This window comes from Ureibacillus suwonensis, from assembly GCF_042655065.1.
Classification (GTDB): domain Bacteria; phylum Bacillota; class Bacilli; order Bacillales_A; family Planococcaceae; genus Ureibacillus; species Ureibacillus suwonensis.
Genome location: NZ_JBHSNQ010000186.1, coordinates 19,728 through 35,813 on the forward strand (window position 1 = coordinate 19,728; position 16,086 = coordinate 35,813).

Sequence of the window (16,086 nt, forward strand, 5' to 3'; positions counted from 1 at the left end):
CATTTACTCATCCTCACTTATGCTTATAATCATTGTAACGAGCGTGCCAATCACCGTTAAGGCCACTCCCGCTTCAAACAAAGTCACCGTCGATAAATGTTTATCACCTATAAATGGAAACGCAAAATGTCCATCCGTATGAGTTAAAAATGGAAAATCAAAATAAATTGCCCCCAATCCTGTTCCCGTTGCAATCAAAACGCCAAGGGCCGCCACCTTCTTAAAATCAAAGGGGATTTTCTTTTGAATCGTATCGATATCGTACGTTACATAAAGGAGAATGATCCCGGAGGCGAGAACAAGTCCGCCAATGAAGCCTCCCCCCGGTGCATGGTGGCCCGAGAAAAACAAGTACACACCGAGCGTCAGGATAATTAAAGTGATCCCTTTTACGACCGTCCGCAAAATCACATCATTGATTCTCATTTGTTCCCCCTCCTTTTGCTTTCAACTTGATGATGGCGTATACTCCCAAACCTGCAATAAACAACACGACCACTTCAAGCATCGTATCGAAAGCACGGAAATCACCCAAAATTGTGTTGACGATATTTTTTCCTCCGGCCAATTCATAAGAATCATTAAAATAATAAGAAATCGTCATAAATTTCTCGTAGTGAATGGCCGCAAAACCGACCAGCGTAACCGTTGCCCCGGCAGCAGCCGAAATCAAAACATTTCTTATCTTTTTCCATTTTGGAAGCATCTCTTTTTTTATTTCAGGCAAATGTCTGAAACAAATTAAATACAGCACCGTTGAAACAGATTCCACCGCCAGCTGCGTCAATGCCAAATCCGGTGCCCGAAACACGATAAAAAACAAGGCAGTCGAATATCCTAAAACCCCGTTCAGAAATACGGATGTAATACGGGATGTCGCAAACACTATTCCGATGGAAGACACAATCATAATCAACACCAGAATGATTTCAAACACTTCCAGCGATTCAAGATGGACTGGACTTAAAACCATAAGATCCGCGCGAAGAAAATATCCTCCGACAAATAATAAAAAGGCAAGATATATATAAACAAAATAATCTGTCAAATTGCCTGTCATGTACCGGTTTGTCAATCGTGCCGATAATGATTCGCTCAATAAAATCCCGTTATTAAAAATCTCATTCAATGAGAATTTTTGAGGAAGTACCCGATAAATCGGTTTCCAGCTTTTCAAAATACTATACAGAATAATTCCTGCGATGATTACAAAAATCGTCATCCAAAGCTCCGGACTCAATAATCCATGCCAGGCATGGATGGTCGGGGTCAATTCTTGTGTGGATGGAAATGAAGGATAAATGCTTGCCATTGCAGGTCTTAAAATATATTGGCCCAGCAAATTCGGGAAAAAGAAAATTCCAACAACAAAAATGATGAGCGTATAAGGAGAAATCAACATTCCAATTGGCGCTTCATGAGGATGTTTGTCCAGCCAATGGGATTTCACTTTCCCAAAGAATGTTTTCCCGACAATAATCAAGCAGTACACGAACGTGAATACACTCGCAATCCATGCAACGATTGGAATCAGGAAACCGATATGGTCGAGAGAAAAAATGCTCAAATCCTGTATATGAAGAGTCGCAGCGAAAAACATTTCTTTGCTCAAAAATCCGTTGAATGGAGGAAGCCCTGCCATCGATAAACTGCCAATCAACGCAATCGTAAAGGTGAGCGGCATGAAAGACATCAGTCCGCCCAGTCTCCGAATATCGCGCGTACCCAATTCATGGTCGATGATTCCGACCATCATAAACAGCGCACCTTTAAAAGTGGAATGATTAATTAAGTGGAATATGGCAGCAAATGCCGCTTGCGTGTAGATTATCGTTTCAGCGGAATAACCCAGATAGATTGCCACGGAACCCATGCCCAATAAACTCATGATGAGCCCCAGTTGGCTGACCGTCGAAAAGGCGAGCAACGCTTTCAAATCCACTTGCTTCACAGCGTTGAAAGAGCCCCAAAACAGCGTAAATAAACCAACCCCCGTTACCAACCAAAACCAAACCGCTTCTCCGCCAAAAACAGGCGTAAGTCTAGCCACCAAGTAAATGCCCGCTTTTACCATCGTTGCGGAATGCAAATATGCACTCACGGGTGTCGGGGCCTCCATCGCATCCGGCAGCCAAATATAAAACGGAAATTGGGCCGATTTTGTAAAAGCTCCTAATAAAATCAACACAAGCGCCGGCACAAACAAGGCACTGCCGCGAATCAGATCCACTTTATCGATGATTTCCCGGATGCTCAACGTACCGGACACCTCATAAAGCATCAAAAATCCGGCAAGCATAGAAATACCGCCAGCAACCGTTATAAGCATGGATTTTCTTGCTCCGGCTCTGGAAGCTTTCCGATGATGCCAAAAAGCAATCAATAAAAATGATGAAACACTTGTTAATTCCCAAAATCCATATAAAACTAATAAATTATCAGATAGAACAACCCCTAACATTGCCCCCATAAACAAGAGTAGATAGCAATAAAAATGGTATAGCTGTTCACTTCTAGATAAATAGAAAATGGAGTACAAACCAACTAAGCTTCCTACTCCGGTTATGAGTAAACTAAAAATTAAGCTTAGTCCATCCAGATAAGTGGTGAAATTGATACCTAACGAGGGGATCCACTCATGAGTGAAAGTAATGACTTCGCCGTTAGAAATACGGGGAATATAAGCAGCTAATAGAAAAAATAAAATGAAAGATACAGTCATTACAAGCCAGCCAATGTATCTCTTGCTAATGTACCTGTGAAATACGGGAATCATCAGGGCAAAAATAAACGGGGTGAGGACGATGGCAACATCCGTTGTCACTTAATTCTCTCCTCCCTTCACTTATTCCATTCACTTGACGAAAACAAAACTGCATTGCATAATATTGTGTCAACAACATGATTTTAATTGATATGTATTTTTTAGAAAAAATAAACCTTAGTCTACAATTTTAAGTATATAATAAAGCAAAATGGTTTTCATGGATTTTGATTGCGGAATGTTGAAAATTTGTATTACATAAATTTAAGAGGTGCGATAATAATGGTGAATGAAATCAAAAAGCAAACGGATGAAAGCATTTTGGTTTGCGTCTATTATGGTTTAAACGGAGAACGGCTGATTCGAAGAGGCCATAAACTCGCTTCTTTGCTCAATTGTCCATTATATATATTAACCGTCGATTCGAAACCTCTCGACAAGTTCGATGCCGAAAAGTCCGGTTATATTGAACGATGGAACGAGTTGGCGAAGGAACTCGGGGTTGAAAAATTTATCATTCGGGATAATGAAAAACGGCCCATTCAAAAAGTGATTGCGGAAGTGGCCAAGGAATTGAACGTATCTCAAATAATCGTTGGGCAAAGCGCCCAAAGCCGATGGGAGGAAATTACAAAAGGGTCTTTATTGAATGTCTTGTTGAAAGAAATTCCTTTTGTTGATTTTCATATTGTGGCCGTAAACCCTCCTACAGAAGATGAAGAAATCGGCATGTATGAAAAAGGAGTCCGGGCTTTTATCGTTCCGGCAGGGGAACGATATAAAATCGTATTTACGTGCCCGAAAGGCCGCTATATCGAAGGGATTTTCTTCAAAGAAATCGGTACCGACTTCGATAATGGCATTTTCCGTTTTTCCCACAACCATAAAATGTGTGAATTGAAAGTTGAGGAAGATTTTGTATCAAATCCCGAAAAGATTCCGGAAGAATATAAACATTATTTGGTGTGATTGGACAGAAGCATGATTGCTTCTGTTTTTTTGTATAGTTCCTTCCTCTTCCGCTCATGCTAAAGGGAGAGGCGAAAGGAGGCTTCTGGATGATGGAAAACTTTTGGGAAGCAAACTTTTTGGACATCGTTTTTCGAAGCGTCATTACCTTTATTGTGATACTAGTATTGGCAAGAATCATTGGGAAAAAACAATTGAGTCAGTTGACCTTCTTCCATTACATTACAGGCATTACAATCGGATCGATTGCCGGTGAAATTACCACTCAAATAAAAACCCCTTTTTTTGACGGTATCATCGCTTTATCCTGTTGGACCATTTTGACCCTTCTCATGAGTTTTATATCGATCAAATCAACGAAAATCCGTGTCATTGTCGATGATCGCCCGACGATTTTGATCCAAAATGGAATGATCAATCAACATGGGCTAAAAAAAGCAAGGCTTCATGTCGATGAATTGGCCATGCTTTTGCGCGAACAAGGCGTCTTTTCCTTTGATGAAGTCCATTATGCCGTATTTGAAACAAACGGTGAACTCAGCGTAATGAAAAAGCCTGAAAATAACCCTGCCACCAAAAAAGATATCAAAGCGGATTATCCAAACTCACCCCTCTTTCCAACCGAAGTTATTTCTGATGGGAAGATTGTGGAGAAAAATCTTTCAGAATTAAACCTAACGGAAGATTGGCTGCTCAACAAACTTAAAAAGAAAAATGTGAAAAAAGTGGAGGATGTGTTTTTTGCACAAGTTCTTGAAGATGGTTCCCTCTATGTTTCCCTTTTTAATAATAGACAAGGTTTGTCCAAAAAAAGCAAGTAAGGACAAACCTTATTTTATGTATGTATAATCAATGCACTTTCATTAAATCGAGAGGGGTGATGATTCCGATCAACTTTTGATGCGGCTTGCCATGTTCCGTAATCAATAGCGCATCATACCGCTTCCCCTTTTCGACACTTTCCTTATAAAGTTCCTTTGCGTGATAAACCGTTAGATTTCTGCTGACAAACTTATAATTGACCCGCTTTTTTTCGTAATTCAAAATTTCTTTGATCGTTGGCATGTCGTAAACCAAAATCTTTTGGTTCGCCACATCCGCCAACCAGTTCGTAATGCCCACCGTCGTGATGAGCCCTTGAAAATCCCTCCCCTCGTAAACAGGAAATTGCGTATATTTCCGTTCCTGAATAATATCTAAAACATCTTTTAGGGAATCCGACGTTTGAAAGGCCACTACCTTCTTTCGAAAAACTTGTCCCACTAAACCCGGGCGGGCTAACAGTTCGTCTATGTATTCGATGCGTTCAACCACTTGTGTATGAGGCTCGGCAATCACAAAATCTTCGGATACCCGATAATGCACAATTACATTTCGCAAATCCGCAAAAGAACGCAATTCATCCTCGTATTTTCTTACTAACGGACTTTTCTTTTTTGCAAAATCCACTAAACGATAAAAAGGCATAAATTCTTTTGCCTTTACGATTTTCCGCAATGTGAATGTGATCCGGTTAAAGGCCGCCAAAAACCGTTCGGAGTTTTTCAACGGACAACCCTCCTTTCCATATTTTTATTACTTACTATTATATTCTAATTTTTCATTTAGCAGAAAATTCTTTATTATGTATTATTTTTCTTCTGGGAAGCGCATTTCAGGCATTATCAAAATTTGCTATACTTTTTTCAAAGAAAAATAGCAGATTTAGTCGAATCATGCTAAAATTAGAAACTCATCAATATTTAACGACAAATTTTTTAAGCGGGTTAACATCATGAAAACCAAGATTATTTATCCATTACTTATCATAGTTGCAGCAAGCAGTTACGGCATCCTTTCGACCGTTATCAAAGTGGCGATGGGCCGTGGATTTACATCGGATGAAGCCGTTACAAGCCAATATTTAATCGGCTTTTTCCTGGCTTTGGTATGTTTCATCCTGACGAAAGGCAAAATTCCTAAGCTCGGAAAAAAGGAATTCATGCTTCTTCTTTTCGCCGGAATTTTTACCGGTACAACCGGGATCGTTTACGGAAAATCTTTAAATTATTTGCCCGCTTCCCTCGCCGTAGTATTGCTTTTCCAATTCACATGGATCGGCATGTTGATCGACTGCATTTTAAGAAAAAGATGGCCAAGTCGTCATGAAGCGATTTCCCTTGCCATTCTTTTTGTCGGAACGCTCCTTGCCGCCGGTGTCGCGTTTGAAGCGGATTTATCGAACTTTCAATGGAAAGGCTGGTTGTTCGGCTTTTGTTCAGCCATCAGCTTCGCCATATTCCTGCAAATTAATTCAAGGTCCATCGAAGGGATTACAACCATTGAACGAACATTGTTTACATCCTTTTTTGCCCTTGTTTTGATCAGCATATTCTTGTCACCAGAAATACTGTGGAACGGTATATTAATAAGAGAAGGTCTTTGGCAATTCGGTTTAGTACTCGGATTCTTCGGAACCATCCTGCCGATTTTCCTGCTTGCTTTCGCTGTGCCAAAGGTTGGCGGCGGTATTGCTTCCATCTTAAGCGCCATGGAATTACCCGTTGCGGTCTTCGCTTCGGTCATCGTACTTCATGAAGCCATTACTTGGCTGCAAATCATCGGAATTGTCCTTATTTTGTGGGGAATTGCGTTGCCAACAATGCTTTCTGAAAAACAGTTAAAGAAATTGCAAAAAGAAAAACAATAAGTTTTGTCCGGAAGTGAATGTTTTGTTGATAGAAATCGTTTTTGGGGGCGATGATTGTGATGTTCCAAGAGTATAGAAGCCGCATCCATGAATCTGAGGGTACCCAGTTCCCTTCAAACAGCTATCGTAAAATCGTGCTACAGCCTGCCTATGATGAAGCAAAGAAACATTTTTTGAAAGCAATGGTGCAAATACATATTGCCCATTTAAAAATGCTTGAAGAACAACAACTGGTTTCAAAAGAAGATGCAAAAAAAATCGGTGCTGCAATCGGCCAATTAGACATGGAATATTTTTCAAAACAAGAATATCAACCGCAGTTTGAGGATCTATTTTTCCATATTGAAAATAAATTGATGGAGATGGCTGGTGATATAGCAGGAAATCTGCATATCGGACGAAGCAGAAACGATATGGGCATCGCCATTTATCGCATGACCATCCGCGAAAAACTTCTCGACCTGATGGACGAATTGGTCACCTTAAGAACTTCCCTCATCACCTTTGCATTAGAACATGTAGATACAATCATGATCGGCTATACTCATACCCAACAAGCCCAGCCAACCACTTTTGCCCACTACTTGAAAGCCGTGATTGACCAGCTCACAAGGGATTTTAAACGCATGCAGCACGCTTATGCGACAGTGAACCGGAGCAGTATGGGGGCGGCTGCACTGACAACAACAGGATTCAACATTAACCGCGCAAGAATGCAGGAACTGCTCGCCTTTGATGATATGGTGGAAAATGCGTGGGATGCGGTTGCGGGGGCCGATTATATCGCTGAAACGGCCAGTGTCGTGCAGCTGGCTGCATTGAACCTTGGCCGCACCGCGCAAGACTTCTTGCTGTGGGCCACACAAGAATTTAACGCGATCAGTCTTGCAAGTCCTTATGTTCAAGTAAGTTCCATCATGCCGCAAAAGCGGAATCCCGTTTCCATTGAGCATACCCGTTCACTGCTTTCATCCGTTGTCGGCGATGCTTCCACCGTCTTACAAATGATTCATAACACGCCATTTGGAGATATTGTGGATACGGAAGATGACATGCAGCCTTATATTTGGCGGGCTATGGAAAAATTGCGCGGTATCTACAAATTATTTGGCAGTTTAGTAGTAACCATGGATGTGAATAAAGAAAAGTTGTTGGAACGGGCTGAAAAAAGTTTGGCCAACGTCACTCAATTGGCGGATACCCTTGTCATGACCGAAAATATTTCCTTCCGACAGTCCCATAAACTCGTTTCCGAATGTGTCCGCGCATTGCTTAAAGACAATAAGACTTCCATTGAGGATTTGACTTGGGAACTGGTCAATGCGAAAAGTATTGAGCTCACAAAGAAACCTTTAAAGATTTCAAAGGAAGAATTCTATCAATCTTTGAAACCCGCCCATTTCGTCAATGTCCGCAAAATGCCCGGCGGCCCTGCACCAATGACGATGACCGAATCATTGTTAAAGGCAAAAAGCGAAACATCCGCCCTTTGCAAATGGGTTCAGAATAAAAAGGATGCCATTTTACAAAGTGAAAAACGATTACGACAATATTTGGATGAATGGAGCAGAAAGGAAAAATGAATCAATATGTTTTAGCCATTGATGGAGGAGCGACAAAAACGACTTTGTCATTGAGGGATGCTGAGGGGAAAATCTATTTTGAAAAAACCACTACAAGCACCAATTACCAAGCAATCGGCACAGAAAAAGCCGAAAAGGTGTTAACCGATCTATTAGAAGACGCCTACACTTCAACGGGCATTCAGAACATTGCCGTTGCAGCTTTTGCCATGGCTGGCGTCGATACAAAAAACGGGCTGGCAATCGTACGGAACATAATCGATCGAAGCCGCCAAAATTCATCCTTTTGCATCCATCACACCATTATTGAAAATGACGTACAGTCCACATTAATCGGATTAACCGGGAACAATGCGGGAGCCCTTGTTATTTCAGGTACAGGTTCAGCCGCTTATGCGACCGATGGCAAAGGAAGAATCGAACGTTCCGGCGGTTGGGGGCACCGGGTTGGAGATGAGGGGAGCGGCTATTGGATCGGAAGGGAAATTTTAAATACCATTTTCAGATATGAAGACGGCCGTCTCCCGAAACCTACCATCCTCACCGACTTGGTATATGACCTTTTGCAAATAAACAATATCGAACAGCTCAACGACTGGATATACCATCCCAATTATACCAATGCCCAAATGGCCAAAATCTCCGCCGTCCTTTCAAAAGCCATCTCTCTTGGAGACGAGCGGGCCATCGATATTGCTTGTGAAGCTGCAAAGGAGTTATCCCTTATGACCGATGCCGTACTTCGGAAAATCGGGCCGATTCATGAGAAGTTTGTAGTTTACTTAAACGGGGGCATACTGAAAAATAATCCGGTCATATTAAAACTATATAAAGATTATGTGAAAGAATTATATCCTCATATTTCCTTCCATTTATGCAATCAAAATCCGATAGACTATATTGCCAACAGGGCACTTCGTTCATTAAAATAATAATGGTTTTTCAATTTCGATCTAGTCGGTCGGTACGTTGGTAACTGGGGCTAATAGAAAAAGCCCCCTTTTTTTATGCTTCAAGAAGTCTCAATCTCCATCTTTTTCAATCCATCATCCGTCGCGAAGATCAAGTAACCATCTTCAACCAGCAAATCACTCACCTTTTCCGGATAGATGATGGATTCTTCCGAGCCGTCAGTGCGTATTCTTGTTAAATACGCCCCATTGGAATAGTTGCTGAAGTAAATCCAATCTCCGGCACCAACGATATATTGTGCTCTGCTTCTTGTTAATCGCTGATTCTCGCCGGTAGCCAAATTCAACCGATATAAGCGATGATGATCCTGAAGATTGCTGTAATAAATATAACCACCTTTTTCAAAAGCATGATCCATTTTTTCCATAAAGGCGTATTGTTTGCTGGTCGCCTTCGGATAGTTCCCTGCTTCCCAACGATGATCCAATTTCATTGTCGCATCATCTACAAGGAAATATTGATATCTTACTGCATTACCGCGGTCAGGCACCGGATCATTCCATGTTGTATCAAGGTGATACCATTCCCCATTCACTTTCACCAAATTCCAAGCATGAGGTCCTGTATTCACCTCTCCCACCACATATAAGGTTTCAATGCCAAGCTCTCTCAACATTTTTAAAGCAAGAAGCGCATAGCCCTGGCAAACGCCTTTATGTTCTTTCAAAACGGCGATTGCGCTATGCGGGCTTAGAGTTGTATCTTCGCTATAAACGGTATTTTTTACGATGTAATCATTCACAAACTTTACCTTTTCAAAATCCGACATGGAGTTGGCATCCACATTGGACAAAATGCTTGCCACTTGTGCATCTACATATTGTTCATAGGCAGCATTGGTTAAATATTCCTGATGCACTTTGATCAGCGCTTTATATTTTCCGTATTCATATTCAATTTTCCGGTCGCCCAGATGGCCTAAAATGTAATGATCCCGGTTGGCTGCGTCTTCCACAGCTTGTTGAAGCAGATGTTCGATATCACTTGTACTTCCCGCGTACTGTATTTCAAAATCCGTTTCCCACTGGCTAAAATGATAATAAAATGCATCGGCCAATTCTTCAACAGATTGCACTTTTGTCGGCAGGTGAATGGTATTTCGCAAAGCGGTAATGGTTGATGTGGTTTCATCAATCGGTTCTTTTGCCGATTGTTTTTCAACATTTGAAATATTGAAGCTATCTATTTTTTCGGCAACCTGGTTTTCGTCAATCCATTGAAGCACGCCATCCCAGATATCTTTTGACAAGTCATAAGCGGGTTTAATCATTACAAGAAGTATCACGAAAATGGTCAAACGCTTTAACAATACCCTTCACCACCTATCGATAAAACTGCTCATAGAAAAAAATTTTCCCCAAATCCATTACAAGTATTGCCATGAAAATAAAAAGAAGTACTACCGAAATAAAAAAGTTGGTAGCCCTTTTGGTAGTACTATCAAAATGTACGATTTTTGATTTAAAAAGTTTCACTCAAGTTTTTTTATTTATTGTACTTAGTGAAATTTGCAATGATTTGGTGAATGATTTTTTGAGTGCTTACAATTTCATCGTAATGAATAATGGAATTCTTTTTTATTTTTGCCCGTCCAATCGGGATTTCGTAAATCGGGATTTTTCGTTTAATTGCCTCCACCAGCATATTGATGTCATAATCATATGAATTTCCAGGCACTTTCATCAACCATGGCAATTCTTTTGTCGGAATCGAACGCAATCCCGTCTGGGTATCTAAAATCCGGCGATGGAATAGTAATTGAAATAGCCATGAAGCCGCTTGCTGGCCAATTGTATTCATAAAGGACAAATCTTTTGATCGGAAGTTGCGCACACCTAATATAATACCATCGGAAAATAACTTCATCTTCTGCAAAATAAGGTTTACATCATCAATGGTATGTTGTCCATGGGCCCCTACCGTCAACACGGAATGCGATTTGGGAAAATGGTTTAAAACATATCCAAACCCTGTCTTTAACGCCCGGCCTTTTCCTTTATTTTCATCATGATGTAATACCATGCATTGATTCATCGCAGAAATTTCCTGGAAAATCGGTTGGTATTTCGAATCACTGCCGTCATTGACGACAACAATTTGATGAATATCCAATTCTAATAAAGTATTTATATAATGAACGAATGTCGGCAAGGGATTAAGAGTCGGTATAATCACAATTGGCCGTTCCACAGCGAGCTCTCCTTAACAAGAAATATACTAATCTATATATTAGTATACTATTATCAAGTATTCTTTTACATTTCATAAATCCATAAAAGTCATAAAAAATTATCATCCGGCCTGGATGATAATTTTGGTTTCATTCTCGATCAGAATGAATTGCTAATTCATCACGGCTTGTTTCATTTCTTTTTGAAAAGCTTCAATCGCTTGTTCAATATTTACGGCAATTCCCAGCTCCTGAAGCACTTCACCGATTGTCCGAATTGCCTTCTCCAGCATGTCAGGGGTCGTATTCCCCATATGACCGATGCGGAACGCTTTCCCGGCTAAATGGGCTAATGAACCGGCAACGACGATTCCTTTTGACGCAAGTTTATTTCGAAAAGCGGCATCCTCCACACCTTCCGGGTAGAAAATACAACTTAAGGTAGGGGCGGCCACTTCTTCTTCAGCCAACGGTTTCATTCCATAAGTGCGCAATGCGGCCCGAATTCCCCGGCCATATGCGATATGGCGTTTTTCCCTTCTTTCCATTCCTTCATTTAGGACCATTTTCAACGCTTCATTATAGGCATAAATCAAGTTCACCGGTGGAGTCGCAAAATATTTCGATGGATCTTGCATGATCGGCTTCCAATTTTCTATGTCACAATAGTAAGCAGGAATCCGTCCTAATTGTTCCCTCGCCTTTAATGCCGTTTGATTAAACGCAACAATGGCTAAACCTGGTGGTATGCCAATCGCCTTTTGGGAACCGGTCAACACGACATCCAGCTTATAATCCTTGTGTCCGTATGTTTTGCTCATGTTTTCATCCATTGCTGCGGTTGCCACAACCCCATCCAGAATGACCAGGGCACCAGCCCGTTTAATAATCGGCACCAATGTATCCAAATCCGAAAAAACGCCGGTGGATGTATCTGCGTGCGTAATAGTTACAGCCTTATATTGTTTGCTTTTTAATGTTTCTTCCACTAATTTTGGATCTACTTGTTTCCCCCACTCGGATTGCAACACATCCACTTGAATATCATAAGCTTTTGCCAATTGTGTAAAACGGTCGCCAAAATAACCATGGCTGATGACGAGTAAATGTTCCCCTTTGCCCACCGTGTTGACGATCGCCATTTCCATGGCCAATGTACCTGATCCGGCAATGACAAATACTTCGCCATCCGTCTGAAACAATTGTTTTGTTTGTTCCAAGGCATTTTTATACACTTCAACAAAACGCGGGTCGATATGTCCTCTTGTCTCAGAGGATAGGGCATCATAAATTTCATCCACTACCGGAGTCGGTCCTGGAATTAGTAGAATATCTTTATTTCGCATTTTTCTCTCGTTCCCCTTTTTAATCTTATTTTTAACAATAGATTCTCGGCAAAACCGCTTTTTCCTTCTTATCTTATGTAAAAAAAAAAAGACCTTACTTGCTCAGTATCCCAGCTAAGTAAGGTGAAATCCCCAATTTACTAAAATCTATTATTCCTTAACATAACCCCTTTAGCAATAACACTATCAATATAGGAGGCAACCTATAGATAGATATTTTACGATCCCCTTTGTGTAAAATGTAAGCGATTTATTGAATTCGTTCCCAAAATGAATAATCAACAAAAATGTACGTTTACCTGCAATTTCGAAACGACCGTTTTATGATTCTTTTATCCCCATTCTTTGCTACTTTTGACCATTTCTAGAATACCTTTTAATGGCGAATACATTTTGAAACTTCCGTTTATGACATTTTCTCAAAGCGATGTTTTAAATGCTGCCCTCATACCATGAATTTTGATGATGTTATAGTTTAAATCCCGACACATATATTGATTCATACATCCGTTGGAACTTCTTCCATTTGGCAGCTGTTACTTGCACGCCTATTGATTTGGAGTAAACAAATTAGGATTGGCTGATTATAATTTTAGGTTCACATCGTGCGATAATTTACTGACATGACGAAAATTATTACGCCTGAACTTACTGCATCAATCGATAATTTCTGATCGACCGCTGATCCTTTGAGTTTTTGGTGAGAAGGGAATGGAACAATGCCAATCCCCTTCCCCTCATCAATAATCTAGTTTTTTATTACCAGATTAAAATTATACGAATTGTTCAGTTTCTGTTGAACCTGCCATCGCAGTTGTTGAAGAAGTACCGCCAGAAATAACCATTGATACTTCATCGAAGTAACCTGTACCAACTTCACGTTGGTGTCTAGTAGCTGTGTAACCTTTTTTCTCAAGATCGAACTCAGCTTGTTGTAGTTTAGAGTAAGCTGCCATACCTTGATCTTTGTATTCAACAGCCAATTCGAACATTGATTTGTTGAGCGTATGGAATCCTGCTAATGTTACGAATTGGAATTTGTAACCCATCTTCGCGATTTCACGCTGGAATTCTGCAATCTCTTTGTCTGAAAGATTTGCTTTCCAGTTGAAAGATGGAGAGCAGTTGTAAGCTAGCATTTTTCCAGGGAATTTAGAATGGATTCCTTCAGCAAATTTACGGGCTTCTTCTAATGATGGTTTAGATGTTTCACACCAGATTAAGTCAGCGTATGGTGCGTAAGCTAAACCGCGGGCAATTGCTTGATCAATGCCTGCTCTTGTTTTAAAGAATCCTTCTGGTGTACGTTCACCTGTGATGAACTCATGGTCACGAGGGTCGATATCGCTAGTTACCATATCCGCTGCATCAGCATCTGTTCTAGCGATTAGGATTGTATCTACACCCATTACGTCTGCAGCTAGACGTGCAGCGATAAGGTTGCGAACTGCGTTTTGAGTTGGAAGCAATACTTTACCGCCTAAGTGACCGCATTTTTTCTCAGAAGCCAATTGGTCTTCCAAGTGTACTCCAGCAGCACCCGCTTCAATCATTGCTTTTACTAATTCAAACACGTTAAGCGGACCGCCGAATCCTGCTTCTGCATCGGCAACGATTGGTGCAAACCAGTCAAAATTATCGTCGCGGCCTTCAGCATGTTCTATTTGATCAGCACGTTGTAATGCTTGGTTAATGCGTTTTACTACAGCTGGAACTGAGTTAGCTGGATATAATGATTGGTCTGGATACATTTGACCTGCCAAGTTAGCGTCAGCAGCTACTTGCCAACCTGATAGATAAATAGCTTTTAACCCAGCTTTCACTTGTTGTACTGCTTGGTTACCAGTCAATGCACCTAATGCATTGATGAAATCTTCTTCATGAAGTAGTTTCCATAGTTTTGCAGCACCACGTTTTGCCAATGTGTGCTCAACCACTACAGACCCCTGTAATTTTACTACTTCTTCTGCGGAGTATGGGCGCTCAATGCCTTTCCAACGTGGATTTTCAGCCCAATCTTTTTTTAGCGCTTCTACTCTTTCTTTTCTTTCTTGTTGTGATAACATTTCTTTCAACACCTTCCCCTTTATTTCAATACACTCTGTTAGAAAAGTAATTTACATTCTGTTTCATAACAGGTATATTTATTGTAAGACTAATATATAACAGTCAATTCAAAAATGTATAATTTTGTGACGAAATACAGAAATTTCAGGATGAAACAATTATTTTGGGGGATAAATACTTAAGATTCTGAATTTTTAAAAAGGGGGAAGTCCATGTGGAGATGAAATGCGTTGCTATTTCAAATAAGGGGTTAGAGCAATTTAATATTATATTAAAAGATTGGATTCCCAAAAACGCATCCATTGCTTTGGCTTGCGAAGATTCTTACATTCATTACTCCCCAAGTGTTGAACATATGCATTTGACAATTGGGGATAAAATTCATCCTGACAGTGTAGCAGCCCGTGTGATGCAAACCCGTATGAAGACGGATCTTGTCATCGATTCTTCCATATTCGGGCAGCCATATTTCGTGATGGGTTATCCAATTTATTTGGATCAAAAAGAAGCGGCACTGATTATTATTTTCCCATCTTCCTATACACCAGAAAAAAAGGAAACTTATAAATTTTTAACGGGCAAACAGGAAGATATGTGGACACCTGTACCGGTCGAAGAAATTACACATATTGAAAGTTTGCAAAAACGGACTTGGTTTTATGCCAATAATGAACAATTTAAAACAAACTTTACATTAAAAGAATTGGAATCTAAGTTGCCTGAATTTTTTATTCGAATTCATCGTTCCTATATATTAAATATTTACTTTATTAAAAACATTACGAAGGACATCACAACCAACTTTATTATCCAACTGAAGAATGGTATCGAATTGCCTGTCAGCCAATCCTATATCAATGATTTGCGTAGAGTGCTTGAGTTTTGACGGATATTAAAAGAGTTTAGTTAATTGTATATAATTTTTGTGACATTGGAATCGAAATAAGGATGAAGCAATGGTATATCTTCCTTATTTCGATTTTTTTATGATTCTGTATTGTGGGGGGAATTTTTTCTTACAATTCTCTAAATACTTGAGTGGTAATAGTTGTGCTTCATTTTCAAGAATAAACAGACTTTCTGTCTTTAATAGATAGGAGGAACTTTTTTGGTAATTAAAACCACTACTTTCGTGGTGTTTCTGCTTGCGAAGCGACGTCCTACTCTCGCAGGGGATCCCCCAACTACCATCGGCGCGAACTCCGAAGCACGTTGACCGGCTACTCTCGTCAGCTTCGGCGGTCCGGTGCTCACGTACCCGACGCTTGCGCTCCGGGCCGCCTCGCTTCCTTGATCTTCTTGGTCCCCGTGCTTCTCGTCTGCTTCTAATCCGTAAGCCCGAAATCAAACAACGCCTATAAATCAATGACACCTCCCTGTAAGATGAAAGTAACAATTATACAGAGGAGGTGTTCTTTTTTTGACAACGGAAAAACTCAATATCGTGCCTGTAAAATTAGAGTCCAAATCTGATCCAACTCCATCCCCAGCAAGTCGTGGTCCACTCAGACCAATATGCGTCATTC

General features: G+C 40.5%; 13 protein-coding genes. 6 read left to right on the top strand and 7 right to left on the bottom strand.

The window, feature by feature from the left end; translation table 11 throughout:
• Positions 1-3: 3 nt before the first annotated feature.
• Together ACFPOH_RS14765 and ACFPOH_RS14770 are read right to left on the bottom strand one after the other, a co-directional pair.
• Positions 4-426: a Na(+)/H(+) antiporter subunit B gene (locus ACFPOH_RS14765; protein WP_390310409.1), complete on the bottom strand. Its 423-nt coding sequence runs from the start codon at positions 424-426 to the stop codon at positions 4-6.
• Positions 413-2,824 (bottom strand): Na+/H+ antiporter subunit A, encoded by a 2,412-nt coding sequence (locus tag ACFPOH_RS14770; protein ID WP_342470658.1) that lies wholly within the window; start codon positions 2,822-2,824, stop codon positions 413-415. Before ACFPOH_RS14770 ends, ACFPOH_RS14765 begins: the two co-directional genes overlap by 14 nt.
• Before the next feature lie 222 nt (positions 2,825-3,046).
• On the opposite strand from ACFPOH_RS14770, the gene ACFPOH_RS14775 reads away from it, so the two are divergent.
• Together ACFPOH_RS14775 and ACFPOH_RS14780 are read left to right on the top strand one after the other, a co-directional pair.
• Positions 3,047-3,733, top strand: a complete 687-nt coding sequence (locus tag ACFPOH_RS14775; RefSeq protein WP_390310412.1) for a histidine kinase — start codon at positions 3,047-3,049, stop codon at positions 3,731-3,733.
• A gap of 92 nt (positions 3,734-3,825) precedes the next feature.
• Positions 3,826-4,554, top strand: coding sequence for a DUF421 domain-containing protein (locus ACFPOH_RS14780; protein WP_342581856.1), 729 nt, complete (start codon positions 3,826-3,828; stop codon positions 4,552-4,554).
• A 28-nt stretch (positions 4,555-4,582) separates the two neighbouring features.
• On the opposite strand, the gene ACFPOH_RS14785 is transcribed toward ACFPOH_RS14780, so the two are convergent.
• The gene (locus ACFPOH_RS14785) at positions 4,583-5,281 is read right to left on the bottom strand and encodes a CBS domain-containing protein (protein WP_342470659.1); all 699 of its coding nucleotides are present in this window, start codon (positions 5,279-5,281) and stop codon (positions 4,583-4,585) included.
• A gap of 226 nt (positions 5,282-5,507) precedes the next feature.
• Here ACFPOH_RS14785 and ACFPOH_RS14790 point away from each other — a divergent pair, with 226 nt between their 5' ends.
• The 3 genes from ACFPOH_RS14790 to ACFPOH_RS14800 are packed head-to-tail and all read left to right on the top strand — an operon-like array spanning position 5,508 to position 8,937.
• Positions 5,508-6,422, top strand: coding sequence for an EamA family transporter (locus tag ACFPOH_RS14790; protein WP_390310418.1), 915 nt, complete (start codon positions 5,508-5,510; stop codon positions 6,420-6,422).
• 59 nt (positions 6,423-6,481) lie between these two features.
• Positions 6,482-8,005: an argininosuccinate lyase gene (gene argH / locus ACFPOH_RS14795; RefSeq protein WP_342471203.1), complete on the top strand. Its 1,524-nt coding sequence runs from the start codon at positions 6,482-6,484 to the stop codon at positions 8,003-8,005.
• Positions 8,002-8,937 (top strand): N-acetylglucosamine kinase, encoded by a 936-nt coding sequence (locus tag ACFPOH_RS14800; protein WP_390310420.1) that lies wholly within the window; start codon positions 8,002-8,004, stop codon positions 8,935-8,937. Before argH ends, ACFPOH_RS14800 begins: the two co-directional genes overlap by 4 nt.
• 80 nt (positions 8,938-9,017) lie before the next feature.
• Here the strand turns inward: ACFPOH_RS14800 and ACFPOH_RS14805 are convergent, their stop codons facing one another.
• The 4 genes from ACFPOH_RS14805 to aceA all read right to left on the bottom strand — a co-directional run bounded on the left by ACFPOH_RS14805 (position 9,018) and on the right by aceA (position 14,559).
• Entirely contained in the window at positions 9,018-10,286 is a 1,269-nt protein-coding gene (locus ACFPOH_RS14805) for a DUF5050 domain-containing protein (RefSeq protein ID WP_342470662.1), read from the bottom strand.
• 176 nt (positions 10,287-10,462) lie between these two features.
• On the bottom strand, positions 10,463-11,167 hold the full coding sequence (locus ACFPOH_RS14810) for a glycosyltransferase family 2 protein (RefSeq protein ID WP_342470663.1): 705 nt from the start codon (positions 11,165-11,167) through the stop codon (positions 10,463-10,465).
• A 153-nt stretch (positions 11,168-11,320) separates the two neighbouring features.
• The gene (locus ACFPOH_RS14815) at positions 11,321-12,493 is read right to left on the bottom strand and encodes a pyridoxal-phosphate-dependent aminotransferase family protein (protein ID WP_390310422.1); all 1,173 of its coding nucleotides are present in this window, start codon (positions 12,491-12,493) and stop codon (positions 11,321-11,323) included.
• A 773-nt stretch (positions 12,494-13,266) separates the two neighbouring features.
• A complete protein-coding gene (gene aceA, locus ACFPOH_RS14820) occupies positions 13,267-14,559 on the bottom strand; it encodes an isocitrate lyase (protein WP_342471204.1) in 1,293 nt (430 codons plus the stop codon).
• A 221-nt stretch (positions 14,560-14,780) separates the two neighbouring features.
• Here aceA and ACFPOH_RS14825 point away from each other — a divergent pair, with 221 nt between their 5' ends.
• Positions 14,781-15,446: a LytR/AlgR family response regulator transcription factor gene (locus ACFPOH_RS14825; protein WP_342471205.1), complete on the top strand. Its 666-nt coding sequence runs from the start codon at positions 14,781-14,783 to the stop codon at positions 15,444-15,446.
• The last annotated feature ends 640 nt before the right edge of the window (positions 15,447-16,086 follow it).

Bases quoted from the DNA above. Each gene is read 5' to 3' on its own strand.
- ACFPOH_RS14765 (WP_390310409.1), bottom strand. From the start codon at position 426: ATGAGAATCAATGATGTGATTTTGCGGACGGTCGTAAAAGGGATCACT.
- ACFPOH_RS14775 (WP_390310412.1), top strand. From the start codon at position 3,047: ATGGTGAATGAAATCAAAAAGCAAACGGATGAAAGCATTTTGGTTTGC.
- ACFPOH_RS14780 (WP_342581856.1), top strand. From the start codon at position 3,826: ATGGAAAACTTTTGGGAAGCAAACTTTTTGGACATCGTTTTTCGAAGC.
- ACFPOH_RS14790 (WP_390310418.1), top strand. From the start codon at position 5,508: ATGAAAACCAAGATTATTTATCCATTACTTATCATAGTTGCAGCAAGC.
- argH (WP_342471203.1), top strand. From the start codon at position 6,482: ATGTTCCAAGAGTATAGAAGCCGCATCCATGAATCTGAGGGTACCCAG.
- ACFPOH_RS14800 (WP_390310420.1), top strand. From the start codon at position 8,002: ATGAATCAATATGTTTTAGCCATTGATGGAGGAGCGACAAAAACGACT.
- ACFPOH_RS14815 (WP_390310422.1), bottom strand. From the start codon at position 12,493: ATGCGAAATAAAGATATTCTACTAATTCCAGGACCGACTCCGGTAGTG.
- aceA (WP_342471204.1), bottom strand. From the start codon at position 14,559: ATGTTATCACAACAAGAAAGAAAAGAAAGAGTAGAAGCGCTAAAAAAA.
- ACFPOH_RS14825 (WP_342471205.1), top strand. From the start codon at position 14,781: ATGAAATGCGTTGCTATTTCAAATAAGGGGTTAGAGCAATTTAATATT.